21 protein-coding genes and 1 pseudogene are annotated in these 19160 nt (G+C 60.3%); 11 read left to right on the top strand and 11 right to left on the bottom strand.

What is annotated here, in order from left to right; translation table 11 throughout:
• Nucleotide 1: 1 nt before the first annotated feature.
• The 5 genes from metW to ACQRAX_RS09070 are packed head-to-tail and all read left to right on the top strand — an operon-like array spanning nt 2 to nt 3218.
• Complete coding sequence (gene metW / locus ACQRAX_RS09090) at nt 2-622, top strand: methionine biosynthesis protein MetW (protein WP_412040006.1); 621 nt, start codon at nt 2-4, stop codon at nt 620-622.
• 24 nt (nt 623-646) lie between these two features.
• Nucleotides 647-1081, top strand: coding sequence for a DUF4426 domain-containing protein (locus ACQRAX_RS09085; protein WP_412040007.1), 435 nt, complete (start codon nt 647-649; stop codon nt 1079-1081).
• Nucleotides 1081-1674 (top strand): RdgB/HAM1 family non-canonical purine NTP pyrophosphatase, encoded by a 594-nt coding sequence (gene rdgB, locus ACQRAX_RS09080; RefSeq protein ID WP_101293742.1) that lies wholly within the window; start codon nt 1081-1083, stop codon nt 1672-1674. The genes ACQRAX_RS09085 and rdgB overlap by 1 nt, the downstream gene beginning before the upstream one ends.
• A complete protein-coding gene (gene hemW / locus ACQRAX_RS09075; protein WP_412040008.1) occupies nt 1671-2885 on the top strand; it encodes a radical SAM family heme chaperone HemW in 1215 nt (404 codons plus the stop codon). The genes rdgB and hemW overlap by 4 nt, the downstream gene beginning before the upstream one ends.
• A 9-nt stretch (nt 2886-2894) precedes the next feature.
• The gene (locus tag ACQRAX_RS09070) at nt 2895-3218 is read left to right on the top strand and encodes a DUF3392 domain-containing protein (RefSeq protein WP_045181683.1); all 324 of its coding nucleotides are present in this window, start codon (nt 2895-2897) and stop codon (nt 3216-3218) included.
• Between the two features lie 105 nt (nt 3219-3323).
• On the opposite strand, the gene trmB is transcribed toward ACQRAX_RS09070, so the two are convergent.
• The 4 genes from trmB to ACQRAX_RS09050 form a co-directional block, all read right to left on the bottom strand.
• Nucleotides 3324-4046, bottom strand: coding sequence for a tRNA (guanosine(46)-N7)-methyltransferase TrmB (trmB, locus tag ACQRAX_RS09065; protein ID WP_412040009.1), 723 nt, complete (start codon nt 4044-4046; stop codon nt 3324-3326).
• Nucleotides 4047-4055: 9 nt separating this feature from the next.
• Complete coding sequence (locus tag ACQRAX_RS09060) at nt 4056-4850, bottom strand: thiazole synthase (RefSeq protein WP_038615579.1); 795 nt, start codon at nt 4848-4850, stop codon at nt 4056-4058.
• 48 nt (nt 4851-4898) lie between these two features.
• A complete protein-coding gene (gene thiS, locus ACQRAX_RS09055; protein ID WP_038617011.1) occupies nt 4899-5099 on the bottom strand; it encodes a sulfur carrier protein ThiS in 201 nt (66 codons plus the stop codon).
• A gap of 101 nt (nt 5100-5200) precedes the next feature.
• On the bottom strand, nt 5201-5572 hold the full coding sequence (locus ACQRAX_RS09050; protein ID WP_412040010.1) for a DUF423 domain-containing protein: 372 nt from the start codon (nt 5570-5572) through the stop codon (nt 5201-5203).
• A gap of 33 nt (nt 5573-5605) precedes the next feature.
• On the opposite strand from ACQRAX_RS09050, the pseudogene mtgA reads away from it, so the two are divergent.
• Nucleotides 5606-6363 (top strand): annotated as a pseudogene (mtgA, locus tag ACQRAX_RS09045) (monofunctional biosynthetic peptidoglycan transglycosylase).
• 63 nt (nt 6364-6426) lie between these two features.
• Here the strand turns inward: mtgA and ACQRAX_RS09040 are convergent.
• The 5 genes from ACQRAX_RS09040 to ftsY form a co-directional block, all read right to left on the bottom strand.
• Entirely contained in the window at nt 6427-6936 is a 510-nt protein-coding gene (locus tag ACQRAX_RS09040; protein ID WP_412040011.1) for a DUF1993 domain-containing protein, read from the bottom strand.
• A 139-nt stretch (nt 6937-7075) separates the two neighbouring features.
• Nucleotides 7076-7930 carry an RNA polymerase sigma factor RpoH gene (gene rpoH, locus ACQRAX_RS09035; RefSeq protein ID WP_045181671.1) on the bottom strand — a complete coding sequence of 285 codons (855 nt, stop codon included), beginning with the start codon at nt 7928-7930 and terminating at the stop codon, nt 7076-7078.
• Nucleotides 7931-8043: 113 nt separating this feature from the next.
• The gene (gene ftsX, locus ACQRAX_RS09030) at nt 8044-9072 is read right to left on the bottom strand and encodes a permease-like cell division protein FtsX (protein WP_412040012.1); all 1029 of its coding nucleotides are present in this window, start codon (nt 9070-9072) and stop codon (nt 8044-8046) included.
• Nucleotides 9069-9740 carry a cell division ATP-binding protein FtsE gene (gene ftsE / locus ACQRAX_RS09025; protein WP_010222191.1) on the bottom strand — a complete coding sequence of 224 codons (672 nt, stop codon included), beginning with the start codon at nt 9738-9740 and terminating at the stop codon, nt 9069-9071. Before ftsE ends, ftsX begins: the two co-directional genes overlap by 4 nt.
• Nucleotides 9737-11248: a signal recognition particle-docking protein FtsY gene (gene ftsY / locus ACQRAX_RS09020; protein WP_412040013.1), complete on the bottom strand. Its 1512-nt coding sequence runs from the start codon at nt 11246-11248 to the stop codon at nt 9737-9739. Before ftsY ends, ftsE begins: the two co-directional genes overlap by 4 nt.
• A gap of 230 nt (nt 11249-11478) precedes the next feature.
• Between ftsY and ACQRAX_RS09015 the strand changes: the two genes are divergently transcribed.
• The 4 genes from ACQRAX_RS09015 (at nt 11479) to ACQRAX_RS09000 (ending at nt 15984) form a co-directional block, all read left to right on the top strand.
• A complete protein-coding gene (locus ACQRAX_RS09015; RefSeq protein ID WP_412040014.1) occupies nt 11479-12834 on the top strand; it encodes a M16 family metallopeptidase in 1356 nt (451 codons plus the stop codon).
• Complete coding sequence (locus ACQRAX_RS09010; protein WP_412040015.1) at nt 12827-14326, top strand: M16 family metallopeptidase; 1500 nt, start codon at nt 12827-12829, stop codon at nt 14324-14326. The genes ACQRAX_RS09015 and ACQRAX_RS09010 overlap by 8 nt, the downstream gene beginning before the upstream one ends.
• On the top strand, nt 14326-14919 hold the full coding sequence (gene rsmD / locus ACQRAX_RS09005) for a 16S rRNA (guanine(966)-N(2))-methyltransferase RsmD (RefSeq protein WP_412040016.1): 594 nt from the start codon (nt 14326-14328) through the stop codon (nt 14917-14919). The genes ACQRAX_RS09010 and rsmD overlap by 1 nt, the downstream gene beginning before the upstream one ends.
• A gap of 72 nt (nt 14920-14991) precedes the next feature.
• Nucleotides 14992-15984 (top strand): hydrolase, encoded by a 993-nt coding sequence (locus tag ACQRAX_RS09000; protein WP_412040017.1) that lies wholly within the window; start codon nt 14992-14994, stop codon nt 15982-15984.
• Nucleotides 15985-16012: 28 nt separating this feature from the next.
• Here ACQRAX_RS09000 and ACQRAX_RS08995 read toward each other — a convergent pair whose 3' ends face one another.
• Nucleotides 16013-16867 (bottom strand): sulfurtransferase, encoded by an 855-nt coding sequence (locus ACQRAX_RS08995; RefSeq protein ID WP_412040018.1) that lies wholly within the window; start codon nt 16865-16867, stop codon nt 16013-16015.
• A 39-nt stretch (nt 16868-16906) separates the two neighbouring features.
• Complete coding sequence (locus ACQRAX_RS08990; protein ID WP_412040019.1) at nt 16907-17572, bottom strand: TetR/AcrR family transcriptional regulator; 666 nt, start codon at nt 17570-17572, stop codon at nt 16907-16909.
• Between the two features lie 149 nt (nt 17573-17721).
• On the opposite strand from ACQRAX_RS08990, the gene ACQRAX_RS08985 reads away from it, so the two are divergent.
• Entirely contained in the window at nt 17722-19155 is a 1434-nt protein-coding gene (locus ACQRAX_RS08985) for a coniferyl aldehyde dehydrogenase (protein ID WP_412040020.1), read from the top strand.
• Nucleotides 19156-19160 lie beyond the last annotated feature (5 nt).

The raw sequence follows: 19160 nt of genomic DNA, 5'->3' as shown, positions 1-19160 counted from the left end.
TATGAGAGCCGACCTGGAAATCATCCAAGACTGGATCCCCGCCGGCAGCCGGGTGCTCGACCTCGGTTGCGGTACCGGTGAACTGCTGGCATCGCTGCGTGACAACAAGCAAGTTGCCGGTTATGGCCTGGAAATCGACCCTGAGAACATTGCCCAATGCGTGGCCAAGGGTGTCAACGTCATCGAGCAGGACCTGGACAAGGGCCTGGGTAATTTCGCCAGCAACAGCTTCGACGTGGTGGTCATGACCCAGGCCCTGCAGGCCGTGGAGTACCCGGACCGGATCCTCGACGAAATGCTCCGTGTCGGTCGCCAGTGCATCATCACCTTCCCCAACTTCGGTCACTGGCGCTGCCGTTGGTACCTGGCGACCAAAGGTCGCATGCCGGTTTCGGACTTCATGCCGTATACCTGGTACAACACGCCGAACATCCACTTCTGCACCTTTGAAGACTTCGAGGCGCTGTGTAGCGAACGTCGCGCGCAGGTTCTCGACCGTCTGGCCGTCGACCATTTGCACCGTCACGGGTGGGCGAGCAAGCTATGGCCTAATCTTCTAGGGGAGATCGGCATTTATCGTGTTAGCAGCCCCGGCCTTACCGAACACAAGGTCGCGGTTTAATCCGCACACTGGAGGAGAACGATCATGCGCCGCTTGTTGAGTTTTTTACTGGTCGCCTGCCTGAGCGCAACGGCAGTCGCTGCCGACGCCATCAAGGGCGAACGCAAGGAAGTTTTCGGTGATACGACGGTGCACTACAGCACCTTCATCTCAACCTTTCTGCAGCCGGATACCGCCAAGGCCGCCGAACTGGTGCGCAGCAAGAACCAGGGCGTCATCAATGTGTCGGTGATCAAGGCCGGCAAGCCGGTGGTCACCCAGGTCAGCGGCAACGTTAAAGACCTGACCAGTGCTTCGATCCCCCTGAAGTTCAAGCAGATCAACGAACAAGGGGCGATCTACTACATCGCCCAGTTCCCTGTGGAGCAACAGGAAACCCGCACCTTTACCATCAACGTTGGAATTGACGGCAAGTCCGAAACCATCAGTTTCAACCAAGAGCTTTTCCCAGGCGACTAATGACTTTTCCACAACTCGTATTGGCCAGCCACAACGCCGGCAAACTCAAAGAGCTGCAGGCTATGCTCGGTGATACCGTGCAACTGCGCTCGATTGGTGAATTCAGCAGCGTCGAGCCGGAAGAAACCGGTTTGTCGTTTGTCGAGAACGCTATCCTCAAGGCGCGCAATGCTGCACGCATTTCCGGCCTGCCAGCGCTGGCTGATGATTCGGGTCTGGCCGTGGACTTTCTCGGCGGCGCGCCAGGCATCTACTCGGCGCGCTACGCCGATGGCAAGGGCGATGCCGCCAACAATGCCAAGCTGCTGGAGGTCCTCAAGGACGTTCCCGAAGCTGAGCGCGGCGCGCAGTTCGTCTGTGTGTTGGCGCTGGTGCGCCACGCTGATGACCCGCTGCCGATCCTCTGTGAAGGCCTGTGGCACGGCCGTATCCTTACCGAAGCCAGCGGCGAACACGGTTTTGGCTACGACCCGCTGTTCTGGGTGCCTGAGCGGAATTGCTCGAGCGCCGAGTTGAGCCCTGCCGACAAGAACCAGATCAGCCACCGTGCCCGTGCCATGAGCCTGCTGCGTCAACGTCTGGGCCTGGCATGACCGATCGTTCGCCGGCACAGCCACTGCACCTGGGCGAGGCTGGTTTTACTTCCCAAGCACCGCGGGCGGCCTTGTCACAGCTGCCGCCCCTGGCGCTGTACATCCATATCCCCTGGTGCGTACGCAAATGCCCGTACTGCGACTTCAACTCCCACGCCGCCACGCCTGAGCTGCCGGAAGAGGCCTATGTCGACGCCTTGCTGGCTGATCTTGAGCAGGAGTTAGGCGCGGTCTATGGCCGACCGATCAGCTCGATTTTCTTCGGTGGTGGTACACCAAGCCTGTTCAGTGCTCGTGCACTGGGCCGCCTACTGGTGGGTGTTGAGCAGCGCATCCCGTTTGCCAGCGATATCGAAATTACCCTGGAAGCCAACCCTGGTACCTTCGAGCAGGAGAAGTTCAAGGCCTACCGGCAACTGGGTATCAATCGCCTGTCGATCGGCATCCAGAGCTTCCAGCAAGCCAAACTTGAGGCCCTGGGCCGCATCCACAATGGTGACGAAGCCATTCGCGCCGCCGACATGGCGCGCAATGCCGGCTTCGACAACTTCAACCTGGACCTGATGCATGGCCTGCCTGATCAGTCCCTGGATGATGCCCTCGGCGACCTGCGCCAGGCGATTGCCCTGAACCCCACACACTTGTCCTGGTACCAGTTGACCCTGGAACCGAACACGGTCTTCTGGAACCAACCGCCGCTACTGCCTGAAGACGACATCCTCTGGGACATCCAGGAAGCCGGCCAAGCCCTGATGGCCAGCCATGGCTATAGCCAATACGAAGTCTCTGCCTACGCTCAGCCTGGTCGTGCTGCACGGCACAACCTCAACTACTGGAGCTTTGGCGACTTTATCGGTATCGGCGCCGGTGCACATGGCAAACTCAGCCATCCGGACGGACGCATCCTGCGTACCTGGAAGACGCGTCTGCCCAAGGACTACCTGAACCCGGCCAAGGCCTTCAAGGCGGGCGAAAAGCTGCTGCCATTGGATGAGCTACCGTTCGAGTTCCTGATGAATGCCCTGCGCCTGACTCAGGGCGTGGATGCCGAACTGTTCAGCCAACGCACTGGATTGCCGCTGGATCAGCTCACAGCGGCACGGCGTGAAGCCGAACAAAAGGGCCTTTTGCAGGTCGAAACGACGCGACTGGTCGCTACCCCGCGAGGCCAGTTGTTCCTCAACGACCTGCTGCAGTATTTCTTGACCTAAGGATTTCGAATGGACTTGGTACTCGACCTGCTTTCGACCGTTTCTCGCTGGAGTCGCAGCAACCTGTCGGAGATCGCACTGGCGCTCGTGGGCTGCTTACTGGTGCTGTTCGGCACCGACATCAAAGGCTGGGTAGAACAACGCCTGGGCGGCCTGGCAGGCGCCTTGCGCGTACCGTTCATGGCGCTGCTGGTGATGATCGGCAGTGGTGCGGCGCTGATCTACGCCACGCCGTGGGTGGTGAAAGGCCTGGCGCAGTTCAACAACTATGCGTTGGCGCCGGTGTTGCTGATTGTGCTGGTGTTGATTGGCGTGGTTGCGGATCGTCGCTGAAAAATAGCGCGCTTTCAGGGCTGCTTCGCAGCCCATCGCTGGCAAGGCCGGCTCCTACGTAGGAGCCGGCCTTGCCAGCGATCGAGCACAAAGCGGTCGCGAGGTTTACGCCAGCTTTTCGAACTTCAAATCCCAAACACCGTGCCCAAGCCGCTCGCCGCGGCGCTCGAACTTGGTGATCGGGCGCTCGGCCGGACGCTCCACGCATTTGCCGTCAGCCGCCAGATTGCGATAACCCGGGGCGACATTCATCACTTCCAGCATGTATTCGGCATAGGGTTCCCAATCGGTAGCCATATGGAATACGCCACCAACCTTGAGCTTGCTACGCACCAGCTCAGCAAACTCAGGCTGCACGATCCGACGCTTGTGGTGACGGCTCTTGTGCCAGGGATCGGGGAAGAACAGCATCAGCCGATCTAGGCTATTGTCCGCCACACACTTGTTCAGCACTTCGATGGCATCGCAGTCGTACACCCGCAGGTTCTTCAGGCTCTGGGTAAGCACGCCATTGAGCAGCGCACCAACACCCGGACGGTGTACTTCAACACCGATGAAGTCCTGCTCCGGCGCGGCAGCTGCCATTTCCAGCAGGGAATGGCCCATGCCGAAACCGATCTCCAGGGTGCGCGGCGCCGAGCGGCCGAAGACCTGGTCGTAGTCCACCGGGCTATCGGCCAGCGGCAGAATGAACAGCGGGCCACCCTGCTCCAGACCACGTTGCTGGCCTTCGGTCATGCGCCCGGCGCGCATCACGAAACTCTTGATGCGGCGGTGTTGGCGCTCTTCGCCTTCGGTGGAGATCGGCGTTTCTTGCGATTCAGTCATCAGGGGCTCTTACTTGATCAGACCATCCAGCGGCGACGAGGCGCTGGCATAGAGTTTTTTCGGCATACGCCCGGCGAGGTAGGCCAGACGGCCGGCAACGATGGCGTGTTTCATGGCTTCAGCCATCATGATCGGCTGCTGGGCGTTGGCGATTGCCGAGTTCATCAGCACCGCTTCACAGCCCATTTCCATGGCGATGGTGGCATCCGAAGCGGTACCGACACCCGCGTCGACCAGTACCGGCACTTTCGATTCTTCGAGGATGATCTGCAGGTTGTAAGGGTTGCAGATACCCAGGCCAGTACCAATCAGGCCAGCCAGCGGCATCACTGCGATACAACCGGCTTCGGCCAGCTGACGGGCAATGATCGGATCATCACTGGTGTAGACCATCACGTCGAAACCGTCCTTGACCAGCACTTCGGCGGCCTTGAGAGTTTCGATCACGTTGGGGAACAGGGTTTTCTGGTCGGCCAGCACTTCCAGCTTGACCAGGTTGTGGCCATCGAGCAGCTCACGGGCCAGACGGCAAGTTCGCACCGCTTCAACGGCGTCATAGCAACCAGCGGTGTTCGGCAGGATGGTGTAGCGATCCGGCGGCAGCACATCGAGCAGGTTCGGTTCGCCCGGGTTCTGGCCGATGTTGGTACGACGCACGGCAACAGTGACGATCTCGGCACCCGAGGCTTCGATGGCCAGGCGGGTTTCTTCAAGGTCACGGTATTTGCCAGTGCCGACCAGCAGGCGCGACTGGAAAGTACGGCCGGCCAGAGTGAAAGGCTTGTCGCTGCGAAGGTTGCTCATCGGAAATCCTCTGAAAGGTTGAGGGACTTGCACGGTAATCCTGGGGCTCTAGCCGCCGCCGATGGCATGCACGACTTCGACCTGATCGCCTTCACACAGCGCCGTCGCTGCGTGCTGGCTACGTGGCACGATATCCAGGTTGAGCTCTACCGCGACACGGCGCCCGACAAGGTCCAGGCGGGTCAGCAGGGCCTCGACGCTTTCGCCATCGGGCAATTCGAAGGGTTCACCGTTCAATTGAATGCGCATGCGCACGGCCACCATTATTTTTAGGGGCCCGCATTCTAGCCCCGATCAGGTGCTGCGACCAAGGCCAAGCATCGCCATTCGTCTCGATTCGGACCGCCGAGTCAACCCAGACGCCAGGCGGCAAGCCCCAGACACAGCCAGCCGCCGAGGAAGGCCAGGCCACCGATTGGAGTGATCATGCCCAGTTTGCCAATGCCACTGAGGGTCAACAAGTACAGGCTGCCGGAGAACAGCACGATCCCCACGGCGAACAAGCCCCCCGACCATGCTACCAAACGGCCAGGCAACTGCGTGGCCAGCACCGCAACGCCGAGCAAGGCCAGGGCGTGGACCAGTTGATAGGTTACCGCGGTATGAAAGATTGCCAGGTATTCGCTGCTCAGGCGGCCTTTGAGGCCGTGCGCGGCAAAGGCTCCGAGCGCAACGCCGGTGAACCCGAAAAAGGCAGCGAGCAAGAGCAAACTACGCAACATGAGGCGACTCCTAGTCATCACAGGGTCTGTATAATGGCCCGCTCATTCGGTTCGGCCAAGCCATCTCTATGTTGTCGTCCATTATCCGCCGTCTTACCCGCGCCCTGCTCTGGTTCGCCGCTGGCAGCGCCTTGCTGGTGCTGGTACTGCGCTGGGTACCGCCGCCGGGCACGGCGCTGATGGTCGAACGCAAGGTCGAATCCTGGTTCAACGGCCAGCCAATTGACCTGCAGCGCGACTGGGAGCCGTGGGAACGTATCTCCGATGAGCTCAAGGTCGCAGTGATTGCCGGCGAAGACCAGAAATTCGCTAATCATTGGGGCTTCGACTTCATCGCCATCCAGGCCGCTCTGGCCCATAACGAACGCGGTGGCAGCATTCGCGGTGCCAGTACCCTGAGCCAGCAAGTGGCCAAGAATCAGTTTCTCTGGTCGGGCCGTAGCTGGCTGCGCAAGGGCTTGGAAGCCTGGTTTACTGCGCTGATTGAGTTGCTGTGGTCCAAGGAACGGATACTTGAGGTCTACCTCAACAGTGCCGAATGGGGCGAAGGCGTGTTTGGTGCACAAGCCGCCGCGCAGCATCATTTCGGTGTCGATGCCAGCCGCCTGAGCCGTCAACAGGCCAGCCTGCTGGCCGCCGTGCTGCCTAGCCCGCTGAACTGGAGCGCCAGCCGCCCCAGCAGTTACGTGGCACGGCGTGCCGGCTGGATACGTCAGCAGATGCGTCAGTTGGGTGGCAGTGGCTATCTGGCGCAGTTGGAAAGCCCGCGCAAGGCGCCCTGGCATCAATAAAAAACCCGGCAAAGCGAAGACGTTGCCGGGTTTTTATTGTTTGCTGATTACTGGGTAATCGCCTTAGAACGCGCCCATGTAGTCACGCTTGCCCACTTCCACACCATTGTGACGCAGGATTGCGTAAGTGGTGGTGACGTGGAAGAAGAACTGCGGCAGACCGTAGGTCAGCAAATAGGCCTGACCACTGAAGCGCTTCTCTTTCGGCGTGCCCGGACGGGTGACGATTTCGATGCCTTCCTTGCCATCGATCTGTGCCGGCGCAACGCCATCCAGGAAAGCCAGAACCTTACTGATCAGCGCTTGCAGTTCAGCAAAGGTGGTTTCGCTGTCTTCGTATTTTGGCAACTCGACCTCTGCCAAGCGCGCCGATACACCCTTGGCGAAATCAACAGCGATCTGCACCTGGCGAACCAGTGGAAACATATCCGGATACAGGCGAGCCTGCAGAAAGATACTCGGATCAATGTTTTTCGCCGTAGCGTGAGCTTCGGCCTTGTTCAGAACCTCACTCAAGGCGTTGAGCATTTGCTTGAAAACAGGAACAGAAGCGGCATACAAGGAAATGGTCATAACAGTCTCGATATGGGTGACGGAAAAAGTGGCGGGGCCAGCGTGGCGCGATTATAGACCTGCGCTGGCGCCTGAAAGAGCTGGCACCATAAAAAAGCCCCGACAAGTCGGGGCCTTTTGTTTATTGCCGTTTCGCGATTCAGATTGCGATCAAGGCTTTCACCTTGTTCATCGCATTCTTCTCCAGCTGACGAATCCGCTCAGCGGATACGCTGTATTTCTCAGCCAGGTCATGAAGCGTGGCCTTTTCCTCGGCCAGCCAGCGCTGGTAGAGGATGTCACGGCTACGGTCGTCCAGGCCCTGCAGGGCTTCGTGCAGGTTGCTGGTGGAGTTGTCGCTCCAATCAGCATCTTCCAGCTGCAGCGCCGGGTCGTAACGATGGTCTTCCAGATAGTTGGCCGGCGACTGGAACGCGCTGTCGTCGTCGGCTTCGGCCGCTGGGTCAAAAGCCATGTCGTGACCGGTCAGGCGACTCTCCATCTCGCGCACTTCACGAGGCTCTACCCCCAGGCTTTCGGCAACACGATGAACTTCATCGTTGTTCAGCCAGGCCAGACGCTTCTTCTGGCTGCGCAGGTTGAAGAACAGCTTGCGCTGAGCCTTGGTGGTAGCGACCTTGACGATGCGCCAGTTACGCAGGATGAACTCGTGAATCTCGGCCTTGATCCAGTGCACAGCAAAGGACACCAGACGCACACCCATTTCCGGGTTGAAACGCTTGACCGCTTTCATCAGGCCAACATTGCCTTCCTGAATGAGGTCGGCCTGGGCCAGCCCGTAGCCGGAATAGCTACGAGCGATATGTACGACAAACCGCAGGTGGGCGAGCACCATTTGCCGAGCTGCCTCAAGATTCTGCTCATAGTAGAGACTCTCGGCCAGTTCACGCTCCTGCTCCGGCGTCAGCAATGGAATGCTGTTGACCGTGTGCACATAGGCTTCCAGGTTTGCGCCGGGAACCAGGGCATAGGCAGGTTGCAACGAAGTGGTCATACGAAAAAACCTCCGACTCACTAAACTCGTGCCCGCAGGCACTGCCAACATTGACCGGGAACCACGAAACAAGTTCCCTAAAAATGAAAAGAGTCAATACAAGCAAAAAGACACTATCGCGGTGCAAGCTCGCTCAGGTGGCGGGCGACCGCAATCCAAGCACCGATATACCCTAACAGTACCGCTCCAAGCAAGAGCGACAGACCATCGGCAGGTGGAACCCCGGCTAAGGAGAAATCACTGCCGTACAGCCCAGAGAGCCCGATTACCGCATCGTTCAACCAATTCAGGCCAAACGCCAGCACGCCCCAGGCCAATACCCCCGCACCCAGGCCGTACAAGGCGCCCATGTACAGGAAAGGCCGACGCACATAGCTGTCGGTGCCACCCACCAGCTTGATCACTTCAATCTCGGTACGGCGGTTCTCGATGTGCAGGCGAATTGTGTTACCAATTACCAAAAGCAGCGCCGAAACCAGCAAAACGGTCAACCCGAAGACAAAGCGATCACCCAGCTTGAGAATCGCCGCCAGGCGCTCGACCCAGACCAGATCAAGCTGCGCCACATCCACCTTTGGCAGCTCCGCAAGGCGCTGGCGCAAGGCTTCGAGGGCCGGCTTGTCAACCTCTGCCGGGGTTACCACGACCACACCGGGCAATGGATTCTCTGGCAGCTCGCGCAGGGCATCCCCCAACCCGGACTGTTGCTGGAACTCTTCCAGGGCCTGCTCGCGACTGACGTACTCTGCCTCGGCAACGCCCGGCAAGCCCTTTATCTGCTCGCGCAGGGCCTCACCATCGCGGCTACTGGCATCGAGCTTGAGGTACAGGGAAATCTGCGCTGCACGCTGCCAGGACCCACCCAGACGCTCTACATTGCTCAGCAGCAACGACAGGCCCATCGGCAAACTCAGCGCCACGGCCATCACCAAACAGGTGAAAAAACTGCCGATCGGCTGCTTGCCCAGACGGCGCAAGCTGTCGAGCAGGCTCGAACGGTGGCTTTCCAGCCAGGCATGCAACAAGGTGCGAAAATCCGGACCGTCGTCATCATGACTGCTGCGTTTGTTCTTTTCCGGCGCAGGATCAGCGGCTTTGGGCGCTACTCGCTCGGAAACCTTGGGACTGCGTGTCGCACTCATTGCCCGGCCTCCCCGTCGCCGATCAAGCGGCCGCGCTGCAGGGTCAGCATGCGATGGCGCATGCGCGCGATCAGTGCCAGGTCGTGACTGGCAATCAGCACGCTGGTGCCCAAGCGGTTGATATCTTCGAAAACACCCATGATCTCTGCGGCTAGACGTGGGTCGAGGTTACCGGTCGGTTCATCGGCCAGCAGCAAGGCTGGGCGGTGAACGATGGCACGAGCAATACCGACACGTTGTTGCTGGCCAGTGGACAGGTCACCGGGATACAACTCAGCTTTATCCGACAAGGCCACTCGCTCAAGCGCCGAGTCGACGCGTTTGGCCACTTCAGCTTTGGACAAGCCAAGGATCTGCAGCGGCAACGCGACGTTGTTGAACACGGTACGGTCGAACAATAGCTGGTGATTCTGGAACACCACACCAATCTGTCGGCGCAGGAAGGGAATCTGCGCATTGCTGATCTGCCCCAGATCCTGACCAGCCAGCAGCAGTTTGCCGCTGGTTGGTCGTTCCATGGCCAGCAGCAGGCGCAGCAACGTGCTTTTGCCGGCGCCGGAATGGCCGGTGACGAACAGGAATTCACCCCGACGCACCCGAAAACTCAACTCATGCAGGCCTACGTGGCCATTGGGGTAGCGCTTGGCGACCTGTTCGAATCGAATCATGGATGCTCCCGCTCGGCAAACAGTGCTTTCACGAAGGGTTCGGCTTCGAAGGTGCGCAGATCGTCAATACCCTCGCCCACGCCAATATAGCGGATCGGCAGGCCGAACTGCTTGGCCAGGGCGAAGATGACCCCGCCTTTGGCAGTGCCATCGAGCTTGGTCAGGGCCAGGCCAGTGAGTTCAACGCTCTGGTTGAAGTGCTTGGCCTGGTTGATTGCGTTCTGTCCCGTGCCTGCGTCCAGCACCAGCAGCACTTCATGCGGCGCGTCGGCATCAAGCTTGCCGATGACCCGACGGACTTTCTTCAACTCTTCCATCAGGTTGTCTTTGGTGTGCAGGCGACCAGCGGTATCGGCAATCAGTACATCGATGCCACGCGCCTTGGCCGCCTGAACGGCGTCGAAGATCACCGAAGCGGAGTCGGCACCCGTATGCTGGGCGATGACCGGGATCTGGTTACGCTCGCCCCAGACCTGCAGTTGCTCGACGGCAGCGGCACGGAAGGTATCACCGGCGGCGAGCATGACTTTTTTACCATCCAACTGGAGTTTTTTCGCCAGTTTGCCGATGGTAGTGGTTTTGCCCGCACCATTGACGCCGACGACCAGGATTACGAACGGCTTGCTCTGCGCCTGGATGCGCAGTGGTTGCTCGACCGGCTTGAGGAGGTCTGCCAGCTCATCTTGCAGGGACTTGTACAGCGCATCGCTGTCGGCCAACTGCTTGCGTGCGACCTTCTGGGTGAGGCTCTGGACAATCACCGAGGTGGCTTCGACGCCAACGTCAGCGGTCAGTAGACGGGTCTCGATCTCGTCGAGCAAGTCGTCGTCAATGGCCTTTTTGCCCAGGAACAGGCTGGCCATGCCTTCGCCAATGCTGGCGCTGGTCTTCGACAAGCCCTGTTTAAGGCGGGCGAAGAAACCACTTTTGCTCTCTTCGCTGCGAACCGGGGCGACTTCTTCGACAGGCGCGGGTTCGACAATCGGCTCGACGGTGGTTACAGGCGCTACAGGCGCTACAGGCGCAGGTTCGGGCGCTACCACCGGGGCCGCAACAGGTTCAGGTGCGACGAAAACCGGTTCAGGCGTCAGCACAACCGGCTCAGGTTCAGGCTCAACAATCACCGGTACAGGTTCGACCTGGGGCGCCAGCACAGGTGCCGGGCGCTCTGGGATTGGTGGCGGTGTGTGCGGTTCCAGGTCGGCCACCAGTGCTACTGGCTCTTCCGGAACAGGCAGAACTAACCCGACGGGCGGCATCTGCGGTGCGGGTGCGGGAGCGACCTGAACGGGCTCAGGTGCCGCAACCGGAGCGGGTGCGACTTCAACCGCAGCAACAACGGCTGGCGCGTCGCTGATCAGCGCGGCAGGCTGCTCCGATTCAATCGGTTCAGGGGCTGGTGGCTGCTCGGCAACGGGTTGCTGGGGCTTTTTACGCAGCCAGCCGAACAGGCCTTTTTTTTCACCGGGCGCGGCCGGCGTCTTTTTGTCGTCGTTGGAACCAAACATGGAAGACGGCTATCTCAGGGTAGCGATGCGCCACTGCGGCGCCTCGAAAATTCTTTTAACGCAGAACAGACTACTTTTATTCCGGCTCGTTCATGCGCAGCATTTTGTCATCAAGCCTGCGGGCTAGATCCGCAACAGGCATGGTCGTCAGGCAACCGGATCAGTATCCTAGCACCTCCTAGCCCGCCGACGCTAAGATCACGCGGGCAGTCCTACAGGTTAAACAACGTATGAATGCTCTAGCCCGCCGCGCCGCTGGCCTGTTGCTCAGCACAGTTTGTCTGCCGTTCGCCGCTTTTGCCGCCGATCCGCAACCCACCCACGAGTTCATTCTCGACAACGGCCTGAAAGTGGTCGTACGTGAGGACCACCGGGCGCCAGTGGTGGTCTCGCAAATTTGGTACAAGGTCGGCTCGACTTATGAATCACCCGGCCAGACCGGTCTTTCCCATGCGCTGGAACACATGATGTTCAAAGGCAGCGAGAAGGTCGGCCCTGGCGAAGCCTCGCGCATCCTGCGTGACATCGGCGCCGAAGAGAACGCCTTCACCAGCGACGATTACACCGCCTACTACCAAGTGCTGGCGCGTGATCGCCTGCCGATCGCCCTGGAGCTGGAGGCTGACCGCATGGCCAGCCTGCGCCTGCCGGCCGACGAATTCAGCCGCGAAATCGAGGTGATCAAGGAAGAGCGCCGCCTGCGCACCGACGATCAGCCCAATGCCAAAGCGTTCGAGCTGTTCAGCGCCATGGCCTTCCCGGCCAGCAGCTACCGCACTCCGACCATCGGCTGGATGGCAGACCTCAACCGCATGAAGGTTGAAGAACTGCGCCACTGGTACGAATCCTGGTACACACCAAACAACGCCACGTTGGTGGTAGTAGGCGACGTCACCGTTGACGAGGTCAAAGGTCTGGCCCAACGCTTCTTTGGTGCCATTCCCAAACGCGCCACTCCACCGGCCAAACTGCCACTTGAACTGGCTGAACCGGGCCTGCGGGAAACCACCCTGCATGTGCGTACCCAGTTGCCAAGCCTGATCTACGGCTTCAACGTCCCGGGCCTGGCCACCGCCAAAGACCCACGCACCGTGCATGCCCTGCGTCTTATCTCGGCATTGCTTGATGGCGGCTACAGCGCCCGCCTGCCAAGCCAGCTGGAACGCGGCCAGGAGCTGGTCTCCGGGGCTTCATCCAACTACAACCCGTTCACTCGCGGCGACAGCCTGTTCCTGATCTCGGCCACACCGAACCAGCAAAAGAACAAAACCCTCGCTGAGGTCGAAAAAGGCATCTGGAAGCTGCTCGACGAACTCAAGACCACACCACCCTCGGCGCAAGAACTGGAGCGCGTACGCGCCCAAGTGATCGCCGGGCTGGTCTACGACCGCGACTCGATCAGCAGCCAGGCCACCGCTATCGGCATGCTGGAAACCGTCGGCCTGTCGTGGAAGTTGATCGACCGTGAACTCGACGAACTGAAAAGCGTAACCCCGGCTGACATCCAGAACGCTGCGCGCACCTATTTCACCCGCGAACGCCTGAGCGTTGCCCACGTACTGCCCGAGGAGACCGCCCATGAGTGATCGCAGCGCACCCCGCTACACCCTGATCGGCCTCGGCGTGCTGGGACTGGTAGGCGCACTGGCCTTCTTTCTCGCCAACCCGGCGCAATCGGACAATGCCAGCCAGCCTGCTGTCAGCACTGCGGCCAAGCCGGCCAACACCCTACAGACATTGGCCGAGCTGGATGGCAAAGCACCCAGCCGCCGTCAGCTGAACATCCAGACCTGGAACACCGCCGAAGGTGCCCGCGTGCTGTTCGTCGAAGCCCGCGAGTTGCCGATGTTCGACCTGCGCCTGACCTTCGCCGCCGGCAGCAGCCAGGACGGTGATGCGCCAGGCTTGGCCACGCTGACCAACGCCATGCTCAACGAAGGCGTGGCCGGCAAGGACGTCACCGCCATCGCCGAAGGCTTCGAAGGCCTCGGCGCCGACTTTGGCAATGGCGCCTACCGCGACATGGCCGTGGCTACCTTGCGCAGCCTGAGCGCCGCCGATAAGCGAGACCCCGCACTGAAGCTGTTTGCCGAGGTAGTGGGCAAGCCGACCTTCCCGCAGGGCGCGCTTGATCGCATCAAAAACCAGATGCAGGCCGGTTTCGAATACCAGAAGCAAAACCCTGGCAAGCTGGCCGGCATCGCGCTGTTTGAGCATCTTTACGGCAATCACCCCTACGCCCACCCAAGCGATGGCAATGCCAAGAGCATCCCGCCAATCACCCTGGAACAACTGCGCGCCTTCCATGCCAAGGCCTATGCCGCTGGCAATACCGTCATTGCCTTGGTTGGCGATCTGAGCCGCAGTGAAGCCGAAGCCGTTGCCGCCCAGGTTTCGGCGGCCTTGCCGAAAGGCCCGGCCCTGGCCAAGGTACCTCAGCCCACTGAGCCCAAGCCTGGCACCACGCACATCGACTTCCCGTCCAAGCAGACCCACCTGATGCTGGCCCAGCTGGGCATCGACCGTAATGATCCGGACTACGCGGCGCTGTCGCTGGGTAATCAGATCCTCGGTGGTGGCGCCTTTGGCACGCGCTTGATGACTGAAGTGCGCGAGAAGCGTGGCCTGACCTACGGCGTATACTCGGTCTTCAGCCCGATGCAGGTGCGTGGCCCGTTCATGATCAACCTGCAGACTCGTGCCGAACTCAGCGAAGGCACGCTCAAGCTGGTCCAGGACATCCTCGGCGACTACCTCAAGACCGGCCCGACCCAGCAGGAGCTGGAAGATGCCAAGCGCGAACTGGCCGGCAGCTTTCCGCTGTCCAACGCCAGCAACGCCAGCATCGTTGGCCAACTCGGTGCGATCGGTTTCTACAACCTGCCGCTGACCTGGCTGGAAGACTACATGCAGCAATCCCAGGCCCTGACCACCGAACAGGTCAAGGCTGCACTGAACAAGCACCTCACTGCTGACAAGATGGTCATCGTCACGGCAGGTCCTAGCGTGCCGCAGCAACCGCTGCCGCCGCCCACTGACAAACCCGCCGAGCAAGCGCTTGGCGTACCGGAGCATTAATGGCCAATCCATCTGCAAAATCGGCCAAGCCGCACAACGGCCAAGGCCAGCTGCGTATCATCGCTGGCGAATGGCGCAGCCGTCGCTTGAGCTTCCCTGACGCGCCGGGCCTGCGTCCGACGCCGGACCGGGTGCGCGAAACCCTGTTCAACTGGCTCGCCCCGCACATCGAAGGCGCCAAGGTGCTGGATGCCTTTGCCGGTAGCGGCGCGCTGTATCTGGAAGCGCTGTCTCGCGGTGCCGCCGAGGCGGTAGCACTGGACAGCAATGCAGCCGCCATCGCCAGCCTGCGGCAGAACCTGGAACTGCTGCGCTGCCCGCGTGGCCAGTTGATCCAGAGCGATGCCCAGCGTTACCTGCAAGGCGAGCCCAAACTTGCTTTCGACCTGGTGTTCCTCGACCCACCGTTCCACCAGGACCTGCTGCCCACCACGTGCGCCCTGCTTGAAGAGCGCCAGTGGCTGGCGGCCAATGCCTGGATCTACACCGAAAGCGAAACCCCGCCTTCAACCTTGCAGCTGCCTGGCAACTGGCGCCTGCACCGGGAGAAGAAGGCTGGTCAGGTGTACTACGCACTCTGGCAACGTGGCTGATTCAAAGCACAAAGGCGCAACGGGCATTACACTTCAAGGCAACCGTTGCGCTTTCTTCAAGAGATTCCTCCGATGTCTTCTGTCCCCGCCAGCCCCTTCAAACCCGCCCTGGGGCTGGGCAATCCGCATATGCAAACATTGTGGGGGCCGCTGTGGCGCAAATCGACCGTATTGACCCGCCAACGCGAGCGGTTGTGGCTGACCGATGGCGACTTTCTCGACCTTGACTGGCATGGTCCGCACGAAGCGACAGCGCCCTTGGTGCTGGTGCTCCATGGCTTGACTGGATCATCCAGCTCACCCTATGTCCTTGGCTTACAGCAAGCACTGGCCGGTCGCGGCTGGACCAGTGTGGCCCTGAACTGGCGCGGTTGTTCAGGCGAACCCAATCTACTCCCGCGCAGCTACCATTCCGGCGCCAGCGAAGACCTTGCCGAAGCCATAGGACACCTGCGCACCAGTCGACCTCAGGCCCCGCTCTACGCCGTGGGTTACTCGCTAGGCGGCAATGTGCTGCTCAAACATCTCGGTGAAGCAGGCTCGAACAGCCAGTTGCAGGCCGCCGTGGCGGTGTCGGTGCCCTTTCGCCTGGACCACTGCGCCGACCGAATCGGCCTGGGTTTCTCCAGGGTCTACCAGGCACATTTCATGCGCGCCATGCTCGCCTACGTGAAAGACAAGCAACGGCATTTCCAGCATCACGGCCACCATGAAGGACTGGCGGCGTTAGAGCGTCTTGGATCACTGGAAAATTTGCGTACGTTCTGGGATTTTGACGGTCGGGTGACCGCGCCGCTCAACGGCTTTGTCGACGCCAAAGACTATTACCGCCGGGCATCCAGCCGCTATTTCCTTGGCGAAAACCGCACGCCGACGCTGATTATCCACTCCAGCGACGATCCGTTCGTGTTCAGTCATAGCTTGCCGTCGACCAACGAATTGCCAAAACAGACCACCTTCGAGTTGCACCCCCGTGGTGGTCATGTCGGCTTTGTCGATGGCAGCCTGCGCAATCCCGGGTATTACCTGGAAAGGCGCATTCCGCAGTGGTTGGAAGGCGCCTGAACCTTCGCGACTAGATCCCTTCCAGCACTCAGTCGCCCTTGGCTACCTGTCGCTGCGGATCGGTAATCCACTCGCTCCACGACCCCGCATACAGCTTGCCCAGCGGATAGCCCGCCAGTGCCAAGGCGAACAGGTTATGGCACGCCGTCACCCCTGAACCGCAATACGCCACCAGCTGCTCAGGTGCACGCTTGCCCAGTTTCTCGGCGAAGCGCTTTTTCAGTTGATCCGCCGACAGAAAACGCCCATCAGGCCCGAGGTTGTCGGTAAAGGCGGCGCACTGCGCCCCCGGAATATGCCCGGCCACCGGGTCGATCGGCTCGACTTCTCCGCGAAAGCGCGGGAGGCCACGGGCATCGATCAGGGTCAGGTCGGATTTGCCCAAACGTTCACCAAGCTGCGCAGCATCAAGTACCAGGCTCACGTCCGGTTCGCCGTTGAAGGTGCCTTCACGTTTTGCAGGAGAGTCCAGGCTCAGCGGCAACCCGGCCGCATGCCAGGCTTTCAAACCGCCATCCAGAATCGCCACGCCGCTACGCTTGCCGAGCCAGGTCAACAACCACCAGGCACGGGCGGCAAAGGCACCGGGACCGTCGTCATACAGAACGATTTCACTGTCATTGTCGATTCCCCAGGTACGCAGCCGTTCGACCAAGCGCTGCGGATCCGGCAAGGGGTGGCGACCGGTCACACCCTTGATGACCGGGCCACTCAGGTCCCGCTCCAGGTCGGCAAAATGCGCGCCTTCGATATGCCCCTCGGCATAACTACGCTGGCCATAATCGATGTCTTCCAAGGCAAAACGGCAATCCAGTATCACCAGCGCCGGCGCCTCCAGGCGTTCGGCCAATTGCTGGGCGGTGATCAGTTGCGCGAGGGGCATGACAATCTCCTGAACGATTGAACGGGTAGCGTCTGGGCCTTATTGCTCCAGCGCCTGATTGAGCGAAACGTAGAACTCCTGACACAGGGCATCCACCGCTGGGCGGGCCTGCGGCGTGACAAAACCGAGCTCCAACACCAGCACCTGATAAATGCCACGCTTGATCGCGTCTTCACTGAGGTGCGCGGTGTTCTCCCGAGTGGTGCACAGAAAACGCACCCAGGAGGTCAGCACGATCCAGGCATTGAGGGTCAACGACTCAATCTGCACAGCGTCCATCTGCACGATTCCGGCCTGAACGAAGCCACGATAGATGGCTTGGGCCTGGATCAGGCAACGTTGAGAAAAGCGCCGGTAACGCGCTGCCAGCTCCTTGTCGCTGTCGAGCAGATGTTCGAGATCGCGGTGCAGAAAGCGGTAGTTCCACATCGCCGCCAGCAGTTCCTTGAGGTAGTAACGCTTGTCGTCGACCGTCGAGGCTCGCCCTTGCGGCGGGCGCAGGAAGCTTTCCACCAGCTCTTCGTACTGGGTGAAGATGACGGCGATGATTTCCTGCTTATTGGCAAAGTGGTAGTACAGATTGCCCGGGGAAATCTCCATGTGGGCAGCAATGTGATTGGTACTGACGCTGCGCTCGCCTTGCTGATTGAACAACTCCAGGCTGTTCTGCACGATGCGCTCGCGAGTGTTGATACGCGGGGCCATGATCAGTTTCCGATGTCAGGCTCGAAGGAATACCCCCATCTTACGGTGTATCCGAACCAGGATGTACCTGCTTGTCCGACAAAAAACAGTCGCTAACGCCACGAATTAGAGTATAAGCTCTATAAAAACAACATGCCGTGGAGTTCCGTATGACCGCTGACGCTGCTCGCCTACTGCCTCCCACCGCCCTGGATGACCTCGCCGTGCAGTTCAGCGCCCAGCGACAGGCATTCGCTGGCAACCCGATGCCATCTCTGGAGCAGCGCCGCCAATGGCTCAAAAGCCTGCGCGAGCTGCTGGTCGCGCATCAACAAGCCTTGATAACAGCCATCAACGAGGACTTCAGCGGGCGCAGCGCCGATGAAACCCGCTTGGCCGAACTGATGCCGAGCATTCAGGGTGTGCGCCATAGCGAACGGCATCTCAAACAATGGATGAAAGCGTCACCACGCAACGTCGGCCTGGCATTCCAGCCCGCCAGTGCCAAGGTGGTGTACCAACCGTTGGGCGTAGTCGGCATTATTGTGCCGTGGAACTACCCGTTGTTTCTGGCCATGGGGCCTTTGACCGGGGCCCTGGCCGCCGGCAACCGGGTCATGCTCAAGCTCAGCGAAGCCACACCGGCAACCGGTTTGCTGCTCAAGCAGTTACTGGCATCGGTATTCCCGCAAGACCTGGTCAGCGTAACCCTTGGTGAAGCGGATGTCGGCGAAGCCTTCTCGCGCCTGCCCTTCGATCATTTATTGTTCACTGGCGCCACCAGCATCGGTCGCCATGTAATGCTCGCCGCCGCGCAGAACCTGACCCCGGTGACTCTTGAGCTGGGCGGCAAGTCGCCGGCGATCATCTCGGCCACCGTGCCGCTGGTCGATGCCGCCGAACGCATCGCCTTCGGCAAGACCATGAATGCCGGCCAGACCTGTGTAGCCCCTGATTATGTGTTGGTGCCGCGTGAGCGCATGGAGGATTTCATCAGCGCCTATCGCAAGGTTGTGCATGGTTTTTACCCGAGCCTGGCAAACAACCCGGACTACAGTGCGATCATCAACCCACGTCACTTGGCTCGTCTGGAAAGCTACTTGACCGATGCCCGCGACAAGGGCGCGACCGTCATCGACCTGTATCCGCAAGAGCCGCGCCAAGGCCGGCGCATGCCGCCTCACCTGCTGCTCCAGGTCAGCGATGAAATGCGTGTGATGCAAGATGAAATCTTCGGCCCCCTGCTGCCGTTAGTGCCTTACGACCATCTTGATCAGGCCCTGGATTACATCAACCAGCGCCCTCGCCCATTGGCGCTCTACTATTTCGGCTACGACCGTGCCGAGCAGCAAAAGGTACTGGAACAAACGCACTCCGGAGGCGCCTGCCTCAACGACACTTTGCTGCATGTAGCCCAGGATGACCTGCCCTTCGGCGGTGTCGGCCCGTCAGGCATGGGCCACTACCATGGACACGAAGGCTTCCTCACCTTCAGCAAGGCCAAAGCGGTGTTCGCCAAGCAGCGTTTCAATGCCGCGCGACTGATCTACCCGCCTTATGGCAAGTCTTTGCTCAAGCTAGTGTTCAAACTGTTCATTCGCTAACACAC

The sequence above is a fragment of the Pseudomonas sp. UM16 genome (genome assembly GCF_050312595.1).
GTDB lineage: Bacteria > Pseudomonadota > Gammaproteobacteria > Pseudomonadales > Pseudomonadaceae > Aquipseudomonas.
The sequence above is the reverse complement of the archived record's forward strand: the minus strand, read 5'-3'. Positions and strand labels throughout refer to the sequence as shown.